The 20,175-nt window shown below is 32.9% G+C and carries 18 protein-coding genes; 12 read left to right on the forward strand and 6 right to left on the reverse strand.

The window, feature by feature from the left end:
* Positions 1–3: 3 nt before the first annotated feature.
* The 4 genes from nuoL (at position 4) to J0383_RS10045 (ending at position 5,730) form a co-directional block, all read left to right on the forward strand.
* Positions 4–1,887: an NADH-quinone oxidoreductase subunit L gene (nuoL, locus tag J0383_RS10030; protein WP_207298251.1), complete on the forward strand. Its 1,884-nt coding sequence runs from the start codon at positions 4–6 to the stop codon at positions 1,885–1,887.
* A 10-nt stretch (positions 1,888–1,897) separates the two neighbouring features.
* Positions 1,898–3,337, forward strand: a complete 1,440-nt coding sequence (locus J0383_RS10035) for a complex I subunit 4 family protein (RefSeq protein ID WP_207298252.1) — start codon at positions 1,898–1,900, stop codon at positions 3,335–3,337.
* A 66-nt stretch (positions 3,338–3,403) separates the two neighbouring features.
* Positions 3,404–4,795: an NADH-quinone oxidoreductase subunit N gene (locus tag J0383_RS10040; RefSeq protein ID WP_207298253.1), complete on the forward strand. Its 1,392-nt coding sequence runs from the start codon at positions 3,404–3,406 to the stop codon at positions 4,793–4,795.
* 164 nt (positions 4,796–4,959) lie between these two features.
* On the forward strand, positions 4,960–5,730 hold the full coding sequence (locus tag J0383_RS10045; RefSeq protein WP_207298254.1) for a Bax inhibitor-1/YccA family protein: 771 nt from the start codon (positions 4,960–4,962) through the stop codon (positions 5,728–5,730).
* A gap of 88 nt (positions 5,731–5,818) precedes the next feature.
* Here the strand turns inward: J0383_RS10045 and J0383_RS10050 are convergent, their stop codons facing one another.
* Positions 5,819–6,172, reverse strand: a complete 354-nt coding sequence (locus J0383_RS10050; RefSeq protein WP_207298255.1) for an Imm8 family immunity protein — start codon at positions 6,170–6,172, stop codon at positions 5,819–5,821.
* Positions 6,173–6,553: 381 nt separating this feature from the next.
* On the opposite strand from J0383_RS10050, the gene J0383_RS10055 reads away from it, so the two are divergent.
* Positions 6,554–9,304, forward strand: coding sequence for a pectate lyase family protein (locus J0383_RS10055; RefSeq protein ID WP_207298256.1), 2,751 nt, complete (start codon positions 6,554–6,556; stop codon positions 9,302–9,304).
* Between the two features lie 50 nt (positions 9,305–9,354).
* Here J0383_RS10055 and J0383_RS10060 read toward each other — a convergent pair whose 3' ends face one another.
* Complete coding sequence (locus tag J0383_RS10060; RefSeq protein WP_207298257.1) at positions 9,355–10,092, reverse strand: hypothetical protein; 738 nt, start codon at positions 10,090–10,092, stop codon at positions 9,355–9,357.
* Positions 10,093–10,196: 104 nt separating this feature from the next.
* A complete protein-coding gene (gene amaB / locus J0383_RS10065) occupies positions 10,197–11,750 on the reverse strand; it encodes an L-piperidine-6-carboxylate dehydrogenase (RefSeq protein ID WP_207298258.1) in 1,554 nt (517 codons plus the stop codon).
* A gap of 181 nt (positions 11,751–11,931) precedes the next feature.
* Between amaB and J0383_RS10070 the strand changes: the two genes are divergently transcribed.
* Both J0383_RS10070 and J0383_RS10075 read left to right on the forward strand, forming a co-directional pair.
* Positions 11,932–12,888 carry an MBL fold metallo-hydrolase gene (locus J0383_RS10070; RefSeq protein WP_207298259.1) on the forward strand — a complete coding sequence of 319 codons (957 nt, stop codon included), beginning with the start codon at positions 11,932–11,934 and terminating at the stop codon, positions 12,886–12,888.
* A 53-nt stretch (positions 12,889–12,941) separates the two neighbouring features.
* Complete coding sequence (locus tag J0383_RS10075) at positions 12,942–13,229, forward strand: type II toxin-antitoxin system RelE/ParE family toxin (protein WP_207298260.1); 288 nt, start codon at positions 12,942–12,944, stop codon at positions 13,227–13,229.
* On the opposite strand, the gene J0383_RS10080 is transcribed toward J0383_RS10075, so the two are convergent.
* The 3 genes from J0383_RS10080 to J0383_RS10090 form a co-directional block, all read right to left on the reverse strand.
* Positions 13,222–13,533 (reverse strand): hypothetical protein, encoded by a 312-nt coding sequence (locus J0383_RS10080; RefSeq protein ID WP_207298261.1) that lies wholly within the window; start codon positions 13,531–13,533, stop codon positions 13,222–13,224. The two genes, J0383_RS10075 and J0383_RS10080, sit on opposite strands and share 8 nt — an antisense overlap.
* 138 nt (positions 13,534–13,671) lie before the next feature.
* On the reverse strand, positions 13,672–14,211 hold the full coding sequence (locus J0383_RS10085; protein ID WP_207298262.1) for a 3-hydroxyanthranilate 3,4-dioxygenase: 540 nt from the start codon (positions 14,209–14,211) through the stop codon (positions 13,672–13,674).
* A 139-nt stretch (positions 14,212–14,350) separates the two neighbouring features.
* On the reverse strand, positions 14,351–15,439 hold the full coding sequence (locus J0383_RS10090) for an endonuclease/exonuclease/phosphatase family protein (protein ID WP_207298263.1): 1,089 nt from the start codon (positions 15,437–15,439) through the stop codon (positions 14,351–14,353).
* A 139-nt stretch (positions 15,440–15,578) separates the two neighbouring features.
* On the opposite strand from J0383_RS10090, the gene J0383_RS10095 reads away from it, so the two are divergent.
* From J0383_RS10095 to J0383_RS10115, 5 genes are all read left to right on the forward strand, one after another.
* Positions 15,579–16,655 carry a serine hydrolase domain-containing protein gene (locus tag J0383_RS10095; RefSeq protein WP_207298264.1) on the forward strand — a complete coding sequence of 359 codons (1,077 nt, stop codon included), beginning with the start codon at positions 15,579–15,581 and terminating at the stop codon, positions 16,653–16,655.
* Between the two features lie 148 nt (positions 16,656–16,803).
* On the forward strand, positions 16,804–17,703 hold the full coding sequence (locus J0383_RS10100) for a S66 peptidase family protein (protein WP_207298677.1): 900 nt from the start codon (positions 16,804–16,806) through the stop codon (positions 17,701–17,703).
* Positions 17,704–17,885: 182 nt separating this feature from the next.
* Entirely contained in the window at positions 17,886–18,260 is a 375-nt protein-coding gene (locus J0383_RS10105) for a YraN family protein (protein ID WP_207298265.1), read from the forward strand.
* A gap of 119 nt (positions 18,261–18,379) precedes the next feature.
* Positions 18,380–19,036: a hypothetical protein gene (locus tag J0383_RS10110; protein ID WP_012023298.1), complete on the forward strand. Its 657-nt coding sequence runs from the start codon at positions 18,380–18,382 to the stop codon at positions 19,034–19,036.
* Positions 19,037–19,428: 392 nt separating this feature from the next.
* Positions 19,429–19,992, forward strand: a complete 564-nt coding sequence (locus tag J0383_RS10115) for an RNA polymerase sigma factor (RefSeq protein WP_207298266.1) — start codon at positions 19,429–19,431, stop codon at positions 19,990–19,992.
* Positions 19,993–20,175: the final 183 nt, after the last annotated feature.

Below are 20,175 nucleotides of genomic sequence, written 5' to 3' on the forward strand. Positions count from 1 at the left end.
GAAATGGATATTAATTTAGCTTTACTTTTAGTATTAACTCCTTTTTTAGGATTTTTAATCAATGTTTTCTTTGGAAAAAACTTAGGCAAAACAGTTTCAGGAGCAATCGGAACTGTTGCTGTAGTAATTCCTTTTATTGTTACTCTTGTACTTTTTAATCAAATTACTTCAACTGGAAAAACAATTGAAGTTACTTTGTTTGATTGGATTCAGATAAGCAACTTAAAAATTAATCTTGGATTTTTATTAGATCAATTGTCTGTTCTTTGGTTGCTTTTCGTAACCGGAATCGGATCTTTGATTCACCTATACTCTATCAGTTACATGCACGATGATGAGAATATGCACAAATTTTTTGCCTATTTAAATCTTTTCGTATTCTTTATGATTACACTTGTAACAGGAAGCAACTTATTAGTACTATTTATTGGATGGGAAGGTGTTGGACTTTGCTCTTACCTATTGATTGGATTCTGGCATAAAAACCAAGATTACAATGATGCAGCAAAGAAAGCTTTTATCATGAACAGAATTGGGGATTTAGGCCTTTTAATTGGTATGTTCATCATTGGTTCAATGTTCTCTACTTTAGATTACGCAACTTTAAAAACGGCAATTACTGGAGCTTCAAACTTAAATTTACCTTTACTTTCTTTAGCTGCTTTATGTTTGTTTATTGGAGCTTGTGGTAAATCGGCTCAAATTCCGTTATATACTTGGTTACCTGATGCGATGGCTGGACCAACTCCAGTTTCTGCATTGATACACGCAGCAACAATGGTTACTGCAGGTATCTTTATGGTAACTAGATTAAATTTTGTTTTTGATTTAGCAGTTGACGTTCAAACCGTAATTGCGATTATTGGAGCTATTACTTCATTAGTTGCTGCAACAATTGGATTAGTTCAAAACGACATCAAAAAAGTATTGGCTTACTCTACCGTTTCACAATTAGGATTAATGTTTTTAGCATTAGGATTTGGAGCTTATGAAGTAGCTGTTTTCCACGTAATCACACACGCTTTCTTCAAAGCTTGTTTATTCTTAGGTTCGGGTTCTGTTATTCACGGATTACATGGTGAGCAAGACATGCGTAATATGGGAGGTTTGCGTAAAGCGATGCCAATTACGTTCTGGACTATGATGATTTCTTCATTAGCCATTTCTGGAGTTCCTTTTTTCTCTGGATTCTTCTCTAAAGACGAAATCTTATTGACAGCTTTTCACCACAGTATTCCATTATACGTTGTTGGATCTGTTGCTTCGATTATGACAGCTTTCTATATGTTTAGATTAATGTTCTTGACTTTCTTCAAAGAGTTTAGAGGAACAGAAGAGCAGAAACATCATTTACACGAAAGTGGTTCATTAATTACTATTCCACTTATCATCTTAGCAATTTTAGCCACTTTTGGAGGATTAATCAGCTTGCCAGGAAATAGCTGGCTGAATGAGTACTTAGCACCTCTTTTCACAAAAGCAGCCGGAGAAGAACATCATTTAGGCGCAACTGAATATACTTTAATGGGAGTTGCTGTATTAGGCGGATTATTGGGTATTTTAATTGCATATGTGAAATACTTCAAACAAGATAATGTTCCTGAAAGTGATGAAAATATTACTGGTATTGCAAAAGTGTTATACAACAAATATTATGTTGATGAATTTTACGATGCAGTATTTGTGCGTTCTGTAAACGGATTGTCAAGATTCTTTAGAGATTATATCGAGACTGGTTTATCAGCACTTGTTTTCGGATTAGGAAAAGTAACGAATGAATTAGCATTTCAAGGAAAAAAATTACAAAGCGGAAGTATCGGATTATATCTTTTTGTTTTTGTTTTGGGTCTTTGTGCCATCATTTCCTATATATTTTTAGCTCAATAATTTTATAACTATGAACGTTTCTCTTATATTAATTATTCTTTTAGTTGGTGCATTTATCACCTATTTTGTTGGTGACAAACTCGCTTCAAAAGTAGCTTTGTTCTTTAGTTTGGCAGCTCTTGGCTGTTCGGTTGTATTGTTAAACCATTTTAATGCTGGAGAAAATATCAGCTTTATGAATGCATGGATCAATCAGCCTAAAATTTCATTTGCTTTAAATGCCGATGGTTTAGCAATTGCGATGCTTTTACTAACAACTGCTTTAACTCCAATTATTATATTCTCTTCTTTCGGAAATGACTATAAAAATGCTAAAGCTTTTTATGCACTAATCTTATTTATGGCGTTTGCAATGACAGGAACTTTCCTTGCTGCAGATGGTCTTTTATACTATATTTTCTGGGAATTAGCTCTTATTCCTATATATTTTATTGCTCTTATCTGGGGTAACGGAGATGCTGATGAACGTAGAAAAGCAGTAGTTAAATTCTTTATTTACACACTTGCAGGTTCGTTATTCATGTTAACAGCTTTCATTTATTTATACCAAAAAGCAGGAAGCTTCTTAATTGAGGATTTGTATAAAGTAAACTTATCAGCATTTGAACAGCTTTGGGTTTTCTTAGCTTTCTTCCTTGCTTATGCAATCAAAATTCCAATTATTCCTTTTCACACATGGCAGGCAAATGTGTACCAAAAAGCACCAACCGTTGGAACCATGCTTCTATCTGGTATTATGCTTAAAATGGGATTATACAGCGTTATCCGTTGGCAGTTACCGCTTGCACCGCTTGCTGCAAAAGAATACATGAACATTTTTATTGTATTAGGAATTGCAGGAGTTATCTACGGATCGATTGTCGCTTTAAGACAAAAAGATTTAAAGAAATTATTAGCATATTCATCTTTAGCTCACGTTGGATTAATTGCAGCCGGATCTTACACTCTAACTCTTGATGGTTTAAGAGGATCTGTTCTACAAATGATTGCTCACGGTTTTGTTGTGGTAGGTTTATTCTTTGCTGCAGAAATTATCTTTAGAAGATATGAAACGAGACAAATTGATGAGCTAGGCGGAATCCGTACGCAATCTCCAAAATTTACTTCAATGTTTTTGATTTTGGTTTTAGCATCTGTTGCGTTACCAAGTACTTTTAACTTTGTTGGAGAGTTTACCGTATTATATAGTCTTTCTCAAGTGAATATCTGGTTTGCTGTTTTAGGCGGAACAACAATTATCTTAGGAGCTTATTATATGCTTAAAATGTTTCAAAATGTAATGCTGGGAGAAACAAATTCAAAAACTTTTGCAGATGTTTCGGTTAACGAAGGAATTTCAATGGCTGTAATTATTGGAGTTTTATTGTTCTTCGGATTCTATCCAAAACCAATTACAGATTTGATTACACCAAGTTTAGAAACTATTTTAAACGTTATCAACAAAAATTAATATTTTAAATAAAAATAAAAATTAGGGCGTCATTAGTTTTAGATTTCCTAAATCAAAAAAACAAAAATGAATACATTAATAGCTATAACAGGATTGGGTATTTTCTGCCTATTGTTTGAAATTCTAAATTTTAGAAAAGGCATTGTTCCGTTTACCATTTTAGGTTTATTGGGCGTTTTAGCACTTAACTATTACGAATTTGGATCGACAGCAAGTTATTACAATAATATGATTGCAGTAAGCAAATTTTCGACTGCGTTTTCATCATTATTTATAATTCTAACTATTTTCCTGGTAGCGTTAAGCCATAATTTTTACGAAAACCATCAGACCAAAATCTCTGATTACGTAGCGATAAAAGTATTTTTATTAGCAGGTGGGGTTGCTATGGTTTCTTTTGGAAACTTAGCGATGTTTTTCCTTGGAATTGAAATCTTATCTATTGCATTGTATGTTTTGGCAGCAAGTGATCGTTTGAATATTAAGAGTAACGAAGCGGGAATGAAATATTTCTTAATGGGATCTTTCGCATCTGGAATTATCTTATTCGGAATTTGTTTGATTTACGGAGCAATGGGAACTTTTGATATTACAGAAATTCACGATAGCGCATTATCTGCCGAATTACCAATCTGGTTTCCAATTGGAATGATTTTAATGGTTATTGGAATGTTCTTTAAAATTGCTGCAGTTCCGTTTCACTTTTGGGCACCAGACGTTTACGAAGGTTCTCCTGCTTTAACAACTGCTTTAATGAGCACTTTGGCAAAAGTAATTGCCATTGCTACATTATACAAATTAGCATCTGGATTAAATTTAATCCCTTCATTAGAAAATCAAGATCTTTCGTATACCTTTATCAATGTTGTAATTACTATTTCTATTGCTTCAATGACTGTTGGAAATATTATGGCATTGCGTCAAGTAAATGTAAAACGTATGCTGGCTTTTTCAGGAATCTCACACGCAGGTTTTATGTTAATGACTTTCTTAAGTATAAGTATTTCTGCTGGTGTACTTTTATATTACACTGCGGCTTATGCCTTAGCGGGTATTGCTGCTTTTAGTGTTATTCTTTATGTATGTAAAAATCAAGATAATGAAGATGTTACCAATTTCCATGGTTTAGGAAAAACAAATCCTTTATTAGCTGCAATCCTGACAGGTTCATTATTATCTATGGCGGGTATTCCTATTTTCTCTGGATTCTTCGCAAAATTATTTTTATTCGATCAAGCAATTCAAGCTGGATATGTAATTTTAGTAATCGTAGCAGTAATCAACTCCATTATAAGTGTTGGATATTACTTCAAACTTATTTTAGCCATGTATTCTAAAGAACCAAACGAAGAGCGCACGGGAAAACCATTCCTTATTTATGCTGTTGCAGTTATTTCAATAGGATTAAATATCGCTTTAGGTTTATTTCCTTCTTTAGTATTAGATCTTTTGAAATAAATAAAATTTCATCTCATATAATTAAAGTCCGTTAAGAATTTCTCTGACGGACTTTTTATTTACAATTGATTTTTTAAAAGAAAATATCATGTTAAAAAAACGGCCAAAACAATCTAACTTCAAAAAAACTCCATATATTTGGGCTAAATCAAAGCATCAAAAACATGAACTTTAATTCAAAAAATCCATTTTTAAACAGCAAGCGTTTTTCAAATGCTGCTTCAAAAGCCGAAGAAGTACATCAAGCTCAGATTATTGATTACAATCAGGAAATGACTATTTCTGGTACCATTAATAAGACGGCTATTTTATTTTTAATACTATGCGGATCTGCAATGGTTACATGGTGGATGGCATTTAATGGTATGAACATTATGCTGCCAGCTATTGGTGGTGCAATTGTTGGATTTGTTTTAGTTTTAATTTCAGCTTTTAAACCACAAGCTTCTCCGTATTTAGCACCGGGATATGCTTTGTTTGAAGGTTTATTTATAGGAGGAATATCTGCGATATTTGAAGCTAAATTTCCAGGAATTGTAATCAATGCCGTAGGCGCAACATTAGTAACATTCTTGGTTTGTTTAGGTTTATACAAATTTAAAGTTGTAAAAGTTAACGAACAATTTAAATCAATTGTAATTGCTGCAACACTTGCCATTGCTACTTATTATTTAATTTCTTGGATTGCATCGCTTATTTTCAATTTCACTCCAGTACATTATGGAAACTCCTTAATGAGTATTGGAATTAGTGTTTTTGTCATTATCGTAGCTGCTTTAAATCTATTTTTAGACTTTGACTTAATTGAAAAAGGAGCTCAAGAAAAAATGCCAAAATTCATGGAATGGTATGGAGCAATGGGATTAATGATTACTCTTGTATGGTTATATATTGAGTTTTTAAGATTACTTGCTAAAATTTCAAGTAAAGACTAAATTTAAGTCTACAAACATATTACAAAGCCTTCTTGAAATCAAGAAGGCTTTTTTATTTTAAGTGTATATACAGAATATAGATCATAATTTATCGATAGCCATCATATTCCCAATTAAAATGATATCGTAATTTTTCAACACAATCACTCCAACTATCTGCCTCGCAAGAAAGGACAATCTTATTCAAATAAGTCCATAGTTCATTAAAATCATATTTCTCTACAATAATTAAAGGACGTGCTGCCAGTATTCCATCTTCTGCCTTCAAAAGCTTTAACCCTTCAGGAGTCGCAATTCTTATAGAAAAAAGATCCGCTCCTTTTTTATTTTTCTCTCCTATATCCATAAGTATAGACTCTATAAAAACCAAATCGTCCTCAGGTTTCCATGAAAACAAATTTTGTCCACTTCCAGAATAAATCGCATAAATTACCAATTTCACTTGAGCACTTTTTAATTAAATCTTTTAAAATATTCATTTTTAACTACGATACAAATTTAATAATTTCAAACAAAAAATAAGAAAAAACTTACTAACTAAAAAATTTAACAAAAATTGGTAAAATCCATTAAAAAATTTAAAATATAAGGTAAAAGATTTCTTAAACCGCATCAATACTAATGTGTAATTTATTACAATTTATGCAATAAATTACATTATAATCATTTAAAAGATAATTTTTTAATATATAACTATTTTACTACTAAAATTAATGAGAATATCAAAATTTTACATAATTTAGTGTAATCGATTACAATAAATCGTAGAACCACAATCACAAAAAACCACAAAAACTATTATTAATGTTTAACTTAAACTATTATGAAAAAAAACTTACTTTTTCTAGCGGTCTTTCTTTTTGTGTCACAAACTTGGGCACAGCAAATTACTGAAGCCAGCGGATGGCTTGAATCTGTTTTTGTAAAATGGCAGCCTGTTTCGAATGCTCAATCGTATAACGTTTATTTTTCCGGAGAAGGAATAGTTGACCGAAAAATTGACACACAGCTTATTAGAAGTTACGGCAGTTATTTTCGTGCAGATATTCCGGGATTAAAAGCTGGGGCTTATACTGTAAAAATTAAACCCGTAATTTCAGGAACTGAAGGAACAGGAACAACAAGCAGCTCTTTAATTGTTAAAGCACACGATCGTTCAGGATTTGCTTTTGCTAATTCACGCATTCCTGGCGCTTATAATGCCGATGGAACTCCTAAAAGCAATGCAGTGATTTTGTATATCACTGAACAAACTAAAAACACTGTTTCGTTAACCGTAACAGGAGCTACAACCAATCCTTGCGTGGGTTTACAAACAATTTTAGACGGTTATAAAAAGGGTAAAGATGCGAGACCGTTAATAATCCGAATGATTGGACAAATAACGGATTTGTCATACATGCTAAATGGTGATATTGTAATCGAAAACAATAATTATGCTTCAAGTTATATCACATTAGAAGGAATTGGAAACGATGCAGTAGCTGACGGCTGGGGAATACGAATTAAAAATGCGTCAAATGTTGAAGTCAGAAATATAGGAACAATGAATTGTGACAGCGGTGAAGGTGACAACATTGGTTTACAGCAAGACAACGATTATATTTGGGTACATAATTGCGATTTCTTTTATGGAAATGCAGGAAGCGATGCCGATCAGGTAAAAGGTGATGGTGCTTTGGACTGTAAAAAATCTACTTATATTACTTTTTCATACAATCACTTTTGGGATTCTGGAAAATCAAATCTTTTAGGTCTAAGTGAAGGAACAACGGCAGGTTTGTATATCACATATCATCATAACTGGTACGATCATTCAGATTCTCGTCATCCCCGAGTTAGGTATTATTCAGCTCATGTCTACAACAATTATTATGATGGAAATTCAAAATATGGTGTTGGCTCTACTATGGGGTCCTCAGTTTTTGTGGAAGCCAACTATTTTAGAAACTGTAAATATCCAATGCTGACTTCTATGCAAGGAACTGATGTGTATAATGGAGCAACAGGAACTTTTTCGAGCGAAGATGGAGGAACCATAAAAGCATTCAATAATACTATGAGCGGTCAGACACGTTTTGTGGCTTACAATCCTTCCACTTATCCTGTAGAATTTGACGCTTATGTTGCGACTTCAAGAAATGAAACTATCAGCAGCGGTATTACTTCTAAAAAAGGAGCTAAAACTTATAACAACTTCGACACGAATTCAAGTATTATGTATTCTTACACGCCTGATAGTCCTGAAACAGCGAGAACAAACGTAATGCAATACGCTGGACGTATTTCGGGAGGAGATTTACAATGGACATTCAATAATGCTGTTGATGATAGTGCAGACGCTGTAAATACAGGATTAAAAGCAGCATTAACAGGATACCAAACAAATCTTGTCTTTGTACAAAGTGAATCTGCAACAGGAAATCAAACATTGACTTCAACCACCAATACCAATCAAACGGTAACCAGTGGAACTGCAATTGCTTCAATCGTTTTTACTTGGGGAGGCGACGCAACAGATGCGACTGTAACAGGATTACCCGCTTCTGGATTGACATTTGTAAAAAATACTTCTGCAAAAACCATTACAATTTCAGGATCTCCAACCGCTACAGTAAATTATTCAATAGCTACGACTGGAAATTTGGGTACTTCTGCAACAGGATCAGGAACCATTACAGTTACGGCGGCGGGTGCACAAACCTTAACTTCCACAAACAATAACAGTCAAACTGTAGCCAGCGGAATTGCCATTAATTCTATTGTATTTACATGGGGCGGAACTGCAACGGATGCAACATTAACAGGACTTCCAGCTTCTGGAATTAGTTTTGTAAAAAATACATCCGCAAAAACTATTACTATTACAGGAACTCCAACAGCCAATGTTTCTTATACCGTTACTACTACCGGAACTGGAACCACAGCAATTGCATCAGGAACGATAACAGTAACAACGAGCAGTTCTGGTAATGAAATCCATAATTTTACAGCATCTGGAAAAACCAGTTCTTTCTACAATATAACTGGAAATCTTTCCACAACAAAAGGGACAGTAACTTACAATGGTTTGACATTGACGCAATGCCTGAAAATAGAATCTTCTACAAGCATTACTTTTACTACATCACAAACAAGTACTTTAACTCTTGTATTTGTAGAATCTGCAGCGACTATTAAAGTGGATGGAGTTGACAAAACAGCTTCTGGAGGAATTGTAACAGTTTCGCTTGCTGCAGGAAATCATACAATTACTAAAAAAGACACATCCAATCTGTTCTATATGAGTACTGTTTACAACACTGGTACTTTACGAATTGCAGATTCTGAAACTCTTGTTCAACCTGAAGAAAAAGTTTTATTATATCCAAATCCAGTTAATAGCACTTTGCATTTAATTGATAATGCTCAGAAAGTTGAAACTATTGAAATTTATAACCTCCTTGGTGCTTTGGTAAAAACGGTTCAAAAAAATACTGAAAGCATTGATATCAGTAATTTATCTTCCGGAACATATATTGCTAAAATTCAAACCAATACTGGTCTGATCAACCAAAAGATTATTAAAAAATAAATCCAAAAGAGAAAAGGCTTCCATTGATTGGAAGCCTTTGTTATAAATATTTACCAGTCTGTAGCAGGAAGTTTTTTAAGAACTCTTTCTGGGCTGTCATACACAAAAAACTGTTTTTCCAACTTGAATTTTTTGGTTTCATGAGTACTTGGCATACTGTCAACCATCGTATTGACTAATTCCATTTCCGCAGTTCCTGAAATCAAATCGTAATCGACAGCAATCTGCGATCCGGCTCCCATATTAAAAACATGTATTTTAGTGAAAACTAATTCATTATTAACATATTTATAGGTTGTTTCCTGAGTTCCTACTGGGCCAATTCCGTTTAGAGTAACAGTAAGCGTTTTGTCTTTTCCAATAGTAATATCTTCGTAATCATATATTTTATTTCCTTCATAAGAATATTCAGGATTTAAAGCCTGCCACGAAGTTTCTTGTAAACGATATCCACCGGAACTTTGTTTTATAAGAACCAATGTAGGTCTTACATCTGTATTATCATTTTTATTCTGCAACACCAATACAATGTCTTCCAACTCATCATCATTTAAAAACCCTTCTGCTTCATACTGCACTTTATAAGGTTCCAACAAAAAATCCTCAATCTTTTTTCCTGCTTTAGGAAAAACGGGCAGCTGACTGTTTTCTACTACCTCACCATCAGTTTGATCTTGTATTGTATCAGACAAAACCTTACTATCTTCTGTTACTAAAGCTTTTTCAGTTTCTTTTTTACAACTTACAGCTAAAATCAAAAATAATACAGTGAGTATTTTACATTTCATGGTTTTGGTTTTAATGTAAAAATAAAAAATTTAGTGTAGATGGCATTAAAAAACCGCTTTTCTCAAAGGTGAAAAAAGCGGTTTAATTTATTGTGTTTGACAATTTACAAATCAAACTTAATACCTTGTGCCAAAGGAAGATTGGTAGTATAATTGATTGTATTTGTTTGACGTCTCATATAAATTTTCCAAGCATCAGATCCAGATTCGCGTCCGCCGCCGGTTTCTTTTTCACCACCAAAAGCGCCTCCAATTTCTGCACCAGAAGTTCCAATGTTTACATTTGCAATTCCACAGTCAGAACCTGTAACCGATAAGAATCTTTCGGCTTCACGCAAATTATTTGTCATAATTGCAGATGACAATCCTTGCGCTACACCATTTTGAATCTCAATTGCATTATCAACATCACCAGAATATTTAATCAAATATAAAACTGGAGCAAACGTTTCGTGCTGTACAATTTCAAAAGAATTTTCAGCTTCTGCAATTGCTGGTTTTACATAACAACCACTTTCATAACCTTCTCCTGAAAGTACTCCGCCTTCCACTAAAATTTTTCCTCCTTCTGCTACCACTTTATTCAGTGATACTGCATACATTTCAACTGCGTGAGTATCGATTAGCGGTCCAACATGATTGTTTTCATCAAGAGGATTTCCAATTCGTAATTGTTTATACGCTGCTACTAAAGCATCTTTAACTTTATCATAAATACTTTCATGAATAATCAATCTTCGTGTAGAAGTACAACGTTGTCCAGCTGTTCCAACAGCTCCAAAAACAGCTCCAATAACAGTCATTTTTATATCAGCATCTGGAGTTACAATAATTGCGTTGTTTCCTCCTAACTCTAACAATGATTTTCCTAACCTTGCTGCAACAGCCTGAGCCACAATTTTACCCATTCTGGTAGAACCCGTTGCCGAAATTAACGGAATACGAGTGTCTTTTGTCAACAACTCACCTATTTGATAATCACCATTTACCAAACACGAAATCCCTTCTGGAAGATTATTTTCTTTAATAACCTGAGCAATTATATTTTGGCAGGCAATTCCGCAAAGAGGTGTTTTTTCAGAAGGTTTCCATACACACACATCACCCGAAATCCAAGCCAAAGCTGTATTCCATGACCAAACCGCAACTGGAAAGTTAAACGCCGAAATAATCCCCACAATTCCTAACGGATGATATTGCTCATACATACGGTGTCCAGGTCTTTCAGAATGCATGGTCAAACCGTGCAACTGACGTGATAATCCAACCGCAAAATCACAGATATCAATCATTTCCTGTACTTCTCCGTACCCTTCCTGCAATGATTTTCCCATTTCATAAGAAACCAATTTACCAAGAGCTTCTTTATTCTGACGTAATTTTTCTCCAAACTGACGCACAATTTCACCACGCTGCGGCGCAGGAATTAATCTAAAAGTTTTAAAAGCTTCAGTTGCTGAACGCATTACTTTTTCATAATCTTCAAGTGTTGAAGTTTTTACCGAAGCAATAAGTTTTCCGTCTACAGGAGAAAAACTGTCTAGAATCTCACCCGATGAAAAGTTTTCTACTCCTGTTGAAGTTCCTTCATTTACTAGTTTTATTCCTAGTTTTTCAAGTGCTTCATTCATGCCAAATTGTGATGCTATTGTTGTCATTGTAACTTTTTTAGTTAAAATTGTTATATTTTTTATGTAAAGATATTGTTTTAGAATTAATTTCAAATTGAAATGAATTCATAAATCAAAGTAAATTTAAGGTTATTTGATAGTATTAACAGAAATGAAGAGGCATTTATTGATTTATTTAATGAAATTTGCAAGACTTAATATAAAAAATATGTCCACTTTCTCTCGCTTCTTGCTTTGTGTGCTTTTAATTTCAACAACTGTTTTCTCGCAAAAAGATAAATATTCATTTCAAGTTGTACCATTAGGAATAAAAGGTGGTATTGATGAAAAAAATCTTTCGGCTTATTTATTGGCACCATCTAATACAACCGATTTTATCTGTCTTGATGCCGGAACCATAAATGCGGGAATCGAAAGAGCAATTGATAATAAAGTTTTTAAAATATCAACCAGTGATGTTTTACGAAAATATATAAAAGGATATTTCATTTCGCATGCACATTTGGATCATGTTTCGGGTTTAATAATTAATTCTCCAGCAGATTCTTCCAAAACAGTTTATGCTACAGAAAAATGCATGGAAATGATGGAGAACCATTATTTTAACGATCAAACTTGGGCTAATTTTGGCGATAAAGGTCCTGGATTTCCATTAAAAAAATATCATTTCCAAACCTTAAATGTAGCAGAAGAAACTCCTGTTTCAAATACAAAAATGACCTTGAAAGCTTTTCCATTAAGTCATGTAAACCCATTTGAAAGTACCGCATTTTTGGTTAAAAACGAAGACTCTTATGCGTTGTATTTAGGAGACACTGGTCCAGATTCGGTAGAAAAAAGCGATAAATTAAAAGCCTTGTGGACAGCTGTTGCTCCTTTAGTACAGAATAAACAATTGAAAGGTATTTTTATTGAAGTTTCATTCCCAAATGAACAGCCAGATCAGTTTTTATTCGGTCATTTAACTCCAAACTATTTAATGAAAGAACTTCATGTGCTGGAAGATTTAGCTGGAAAAGGTTCTCTAAAAAATTTCAAAATTATTATCACACATTTAAAACCGCCCGCAAAGAACATTATTAAAATCAAAGAACAGCTAAAAGCTCAAAATGATTTAGGCATACAGATTATTTATCCTGAGCAAGGGAAGAAATTTGAGTTATAACTACATTTTTTGTAAGTTATTTTTTATATTTTAGCCAAATAATGAAATTGTAAATGAAAATTATTTGGTCTAAAAAAGCAGAATACAGCTTTGAAACTATTGAGAATTATCTTAAACATTTTTGGTCACCTGCCATAGCTCAAAAGTTTATTAATGATGTTTTACACATAATAACTCTGCTTGAAAATAATCCTTCACTTGGAAAATACAACCCAAAATTACAATGCCGAAGTATAGTCATTTCAAAAAACGTTACATTATATTATGAAGTAACAGATGAATATATCGGATTGATTACTTTCTACAACAATCGACAAAAACCAATAGATATCTTTATATAAGATTTCTTTTCTTGAGTTTAGCTAACATTTCTTCATGCGTGATAAAATTTCCATTCTTTATATCCAGCTTTCCTTGTTCAATATCAGCCTTCAATTCTAACAAATAGTTTTCTTCTGGTGATAATATCTTTGCTATTAAGAGCATTTCATCTGGAGTAAAAGTCTGTGTTTTTAATTTACGATAAAATGTTGGACTTGGGATTCCGACTTGTTCAATAATATAATTTTTTTTAAAAGGTGATTTATTCATTAAATCCTCCATATTATCTACAATATTCTTATAGGCAATAATTTCTTGTATCATAATCAATTCTTTTTTATATCATATATGATACAAATATAAATCAAAATAGATAGATAAAGATTTTTTATTAAAAAATGATCATAAATAATCCCTACAGATTTTAAATTTATCGGGTCTATATTTAAGATTGAATCAATATTATTTCTTAGCCGTAAATCTCGGATCACTTTCCATTATAGTTCCGCATTTATCGCAGGTTCTTAACTCTTCTGAATTATAAAAATGCTCGAAATGAGGCAGGAAATCTTTTTCGATATTATGAAGTTCAAAATACACCTCATAAAGCTTATGATTGCAGTTATCACAATGCCAAAGCAATCCATCAGTATAACCAAGTCCGGCGCGTTTTCTCTCAATTACTAAACCAATTGAACCTTCTGAGCGAACTGGTGAATGTGGCACTTTAGCAGGATGCAGATACATATCTCCCGCATTTAATACCATTTCTTTTCGCTCTCCATCTTCTTGAATGACAACTTTTATATTTCCTTCTAATTGATAAAACAGTTCTTCTGTTTCATTATAATGATAATCTTTTCGGGCATTTGGTCCCGCTACAATCATCACAATATAATCGCCGGAATCAACATACAGATTTTTATTTCCAACAGGTGGTTTTAGTAATTGTCGGTTTTCTTCAATCCATTGAGTAAGATTGAAAGGTTTTGCTATAGCCATTTTTTTGGATTCTAAATTTATGAATAGCTAAGTTAATGAAAAGTATTCAGTCAATGGTTATTAGTTTTCAGTCGCAGTCGCAGTTTTCAGATTTGCTGAAACTGAGACCGAAAACTGCAACTGCGACTAAAAACCGAAACTAAAACTCTTTCACTAAATAAATATAAACAGGAAAATGATCACTGAATCCCGCTTCTGTTAACGTATTCCGCAATGGATATCCTTTATATTTTCCAGAAGTTTGAATGAGATAAGGTCTATTGAAAATCCCAGCTTTCCAAAATTTATAACTGGAAAAATCGGGCTGAATAAAAGACTGTGTCATGATAATCTGATCAAAAATATCCCAGGAATCTCTAAATGCTAAAGTTCCCATACCTTTCTCAGCCATTTCTTCAAAGGGATTAAAGGTTTCAAATTCTAAAGTTTCCGATTTTTTGGCTTTTGCTCCTAAAGCTATTTTTATACTTTTATTAAAAGGGCCGTCATTTAAATCGCCCATTGTAATGACTTTTGCCTGCGGATTTATTTGCTGAAGCGAATCAATAATCCTTCGATTTAGTTTTCCTGCTGCCTCTCGATACGGACTGCTGGCTTTTTCTCCACCAGATCTCGAAGGCCAATGATTGATAATGATATGAATTTCTTCATTTTCTAGAAAACCACTTACCAAAAGTTGATCTCTAGTAAAAATTCGGTTGTTATCAATTTTGATTTCAACATCTCCTAAATCTTCGTTTTGAACTTCTTCAGCAACAGGTTTATTTTTATAAATCAATAAAGGAATATTGGAGAAACTTGTTGGCCGAAAATATTTTTTCTGATATAGAAGTGCCACATCAATTCCACGCTGATCGGGCGAATCAAAATGAATGATTCCATAATCATAACCTGATAGTTTTTCCTGTTTAATTAAATCCTCAATTACACCTCTGTTTTCTACTTCAGAACAACCAATTAAAGTTGGTGCATTAGAGTTTTCAGGAGTTCCAATTTCAGAAATTACTCTTGAAAGATTTTTCAGTTTTTGTTCGTATTTTTCTTTTGTCCAATGTTGTCTTCCGGCTGGCGTCCATTCGTCATCATTTGTACTGGGATCATTAATGGTATCAAAAAGGTTTTCAAAGTTGTAAAAAGCGATCGTATGAAAGTTGTATTTTTTCGGCTGAGCAAATAATGATGCAACGGATAAAAAACTAAATAAATAAAGCTTGAAAATGGTACGCATAATTCTTCGGCATTTAAAAAGGCACAATTTAAGAAAATAAATATTTGTAAGAAATTTATATTAATTTATTTTCTGTTTTATATTTTTGTTTCTCAGAAAATGTCATGTAACTTGCTTAAAAAATCTGAAGCTTTTATCAATGAAAAAAATCCTTGTTTTTATCTTTTTTCTTAATTGTGTTCCTACTTTTTATGCACAAAAAAATAATGCATTTGCAGAGAAAGTCAGGGAACAATACAAAATTCCCGAACTGGCTTATGCAGTTGTTTCTTCAGATTCTATATTTGAAATGGAAGTTTTGGGATATCAGCGAAATAATTCATCTTCTAAAGCTAAAATTGATGACCGATTTCGTTTAGGATCAATGACAAAAACTATTACGAGTTATATTGCAACACTTTTGGTAAAAGAAGGAAAGATAAAATGGAACACTAAATTCTTTGATTTATATCCTGAATTAAAAACCAAAAGCAATCCAAACACTTATAATTTTACCTTGCAAGATTTTTTGACTTTTCGAGCAAAACTCCCAATCTGGTCATACGGAAATCAAACACCGACAAAAAAGGAAATTACTGGAAACGACCAACAACAACGATATGAATTTATAGCTTGGTTTTTCAGACAGAATTTTAATGTAGAGAAACAAGATATTTACTGGTCAAATCCTAGTTATGTGGCTGCAGGATTAATGCTTGAAAAAGCAACTGGAAAAACATACGAAACTCTAGTGAAAGAATTAGGAAAATCTTTAAATATCGATTTTGATTTTGGACAACCTAATATTAAAGATAAAAATCAACCGTGGGGTCATGATGAAAACTTAAAACCCGAAAAACCTGCTCTAAATTATGAACTAAACTGGCTTTCATCTGCAGGAAATATCAACTGTAGTTTACCTGATTATTGTAAATTTTCGCAAATGCAACTTCAAGGCTTATTAGGAAAATCGAAACTTTTGACTGCAGAAGAATTCAATAATATGCATTGCGGCTTTCCTGAATATTCGTTTGGATGGCAATCTGAAATCAAAGAAAACGGACTTAAATATTCGTTTCATAACGGAAGTCCGGGAACTTTTTTAACCAAAGTGTATCTTTGCCCTTCAATTAACAAAGCTTTCATTTTATTTGCCAATGTACAATCAGAAGAAGCAGATCAAGGCTTAATGATTCTTTTAAATAAATTGCAGGAACAATATGAAGGCCGATTTTAGCAGGATTTTAAAAAAATAATGTATAATTTTAAGCAAAAGAACGCTTATGAACTTAAATATTGGGCACATCAAGAAACGTTTTACCTTTTGTAAAATCGCATTTCTTATTTTTGCTTTACAATCATTCAACTGTCAATCTCAACAAATCATGATAACACCGCCTTATTTACAAAAAGGAGATACTGTAGCGCTTGTCGCAACTGCAAGAAAAAACATCGATGACAATTTAAAACCAACCATTGATTTACTTAAAAGCTGGGGCTTAGAAGCAGTCGTAGGAAGTTCAATTGGTCTCGATTATCACCAGCTGGCAGGAACAGACGAACAGCGTGCTGCCGATTTTCAAAAACAATTAGACAATCCAAATATCAAAGCAATCTGGTGTGTAAGAGGCGGATACGGAACTGTAAGAATGCTGGATTTATTGGATTTTACCAAATTCAAGCAACACCCAAAATGGGTTATTGGTTTTAGCGATGTAACCGTTTTGCACAATCATTTAAATACGATGGGTTACAAATCTATTCATGGTGTTATGCCTGTTACGATTCCACGTGCTACTCCTGCTGCTATCAGTTCAATGAAATCAAGTTTATTTGGCGAGCCACTTTCCTACTCTATTCCTCCTCATGCCATGAATCGTTTCGGACAGGGAACTGGAGAAATTGTTGGAGGAAACCTTTCGATATTATACAGCTTATTAGGATCACCATCTGCAATTGACTGTAAAGACAAGATTTTATTTATTGAAGATTTAGATGAGTACTTGTATCATATTGACCGTATGATGATGAATTTACGTCGAAACGGCTGTATCGAAAGTTTAAAAGGAATTATAGTTGGCGGCATGACTAAAATGAAAGACAACAAAGTGCCGTGGGGGAAAAATGCTCTGGAAATTATTGATGAAGTAACTAAGAAATACAATATTCCAGTAATTTTTAACTTTCCTGCCGGACATATTCAGGATAATAGAGCTTTGATTATGGGAAGCACTATTTCAATTGATGTAAACGCATCTGGAAGTACTGTTACGTTTCAGAAATAAAACTATACGAATCCTTTTTAAGGAAATTCAAAAATACCACCTATTACATATCGCAAAAACGCGAAGTTGCAAAGTTCAATTATACTTTGTGATTTCGCGTTTTTGCTTGCCTATAGAAAATCTCGCAATTCGACCGAAACTAAAACTGAAAACCGAGACTCAAACTAAAAAACTTTTAAAAAATGGCCGAACATAATGATTTAGGAAAATTAGGAGAAGACCTGGCAACAGAACATCTCGAAAAACAAGGGTATACCATACTAGATCGAAACTGGATTTCTCCACAAAAAGCCGAAATAGATATTATTGCCCAAAAAGATGCTGTTTTAGCCATCGTTGAAGTAAAAACAAGATCGAATTTAGATTTTGGTTCCCCGCAGGATTTTGTCAAACAGAAAAAAATTCAGCTGCTCATAAAAGCAGTAAATGCCTACATAAACGATAGGGAAAAGGATTTTAAAGATGATTTAGAAATCCGTTTTGACATAATTGCGATCCATAAAAATGAGGAATCATTTGCAATTGAGCACCTTACTGATGCTTTTTATCATTTTTAACATAATTTTTTAATGTTATAATTGTAACAATTTGTTTTTTTATTTATATTTGCAAAGATTTATAACATCAAATTAACTAAACCAACCAATTTAAGTTACAAAAAAAAAGAAAAAAAATTATGAAAACCGTTTCATCCATCGTCGAAAATTACATCAAAACAAAACCATTTCTTTTAAACGCGTTATCACTGGGAATTATCAATTTGACTTCTCTATCTCGGAACATTATGACTGAGCTGGAAAATGAATTTGGCAAAGAGGTAAAACAAGGTGCTGTAGTGATGTCTCTGAAACGATTGACTGAAGAATTAGATTTTAAATTAAACCACAAAATCAACAAAGTAATCAAGAATATTGGTGAAATTACAGTAAGATCAGAATTGACGGATTACACATTCGCAGCTTCAGAAACTGTATTGAATAAACAAGCTGATTTAATTTCTGATATAAATGCATTATCTGATATTTTCTATACCTCATCACGTGGCGTAAACGAAACGAATATTGTAGTGAGCAGCAGTGTGAATCATTTAGTTGAAAAACACTTTATGAGAGAAAAACTAATTCAGAAATTAGATAATCTTGCTTCCATTACAGTAAAATTACCAAAAGAAAATATCGTTGTTCCTGGTATCTATTACTTCATTTTCCAACGTTTGGCTTGGGAAGGAATCATCATCAATGAAGTAATTTCTACTTCAAACGAATTCACTATTTTAGTAGGTGAAGATCAGGTTGATGTTGCTTTTAAAGTAATCAAAGACCTTAAGAACTAATTTGATAAAAATTTAATTTTATATCTTAAATAGATTCAATTTTCAATTTAATCCTTTTGTCTTTCTAAGATAAAAGGATTTTTTTTATGAATATGCATTCTTAATTCTTCATTTAATTATCATCAGAATAAGAATATTCTCAAAATTAAAACCGCAAAATAGTTAATTTTTATTTTTTAAGCCAAAAATTTATCAACTTAATAATAGGCAATTTACAGCGTATTTATTGAGATTACGATAGTTTTACTGCAAAAAACCACAAATAAGTTGATTTTAGGATTTTTTTATGAGAATAATATTTTTATATATTTGCTAATCTCTCAAGGGATTAGAATGTCGATTTTTGATAGTATCGTAATATAATTAGATTAAAATACAAACTAATTAATTTAATGTTGGAAGCCAAAGACCATAGTGACAAATTGTTGGTGAGCGAACTCAAAAATGGCAGCGAAAAAGCGTTTCGTGCTCTTTTTGATTTGTATTATCAAGATATATATGGCTACAGCATTAGTCTTTTAAAATCGAAAGAAGCCGCAGAGGAGAATGTTCAGGATGTTTTTATGAAAGTCTGGCAGCATCGCGAGAACTTAAACACAGAACAATCTTTTAAAGCTTATATTTTTACAATTGCCCGAAATCAGGCTTTTAATTTATTAAACAAAGCAGCAAATGATTTAGAACTTAAGGAAGCTGTTTTTTATGAAAGCCAGAAATCACATGAATACGGAGATTACACGATTCGTGAAGAAGACTGCAAAAAACTCCGAAAGCAGGCCATGAAACAATTACCGCCAAAGCGGAAACAAATATTTAAAATGTCACGAAAGAAAGGCATGAGTTACGAAGAAATAAGTCAGGAACTCGGCATATCTATAAATACTGTCAGGAATCAAATGAGCAAAGCATTAGAATCGATGCGGGTCTTTTTTCAGGTTCATGATGAAATTATCTAACCAAAACCACATTTTAACCAATTGAATCACTCTTTGCCAAGAGTGATTTTTTTTTGCCGCATCTAAGGTCTCAATCTCGAAAAATAGGTTATTATCATTCTTTCCGTTCCCAAATTGAAACCTTAGGTTCTGTGTACCATTTATTCCTTTTTAAATCTGCCTGCAGCAAATTAATCAGCTGGA

The organism is Flavobacterium endoglycinae, from assembly GCF_017352115.1.
Classification (GTDB): domain Bacteria; phylum Bacteroidota; class Bacteroidia; order Flavobacteriales; family Flavobacteriaceae; genus Flavobacterium; species Flavobacterium endoglycinae.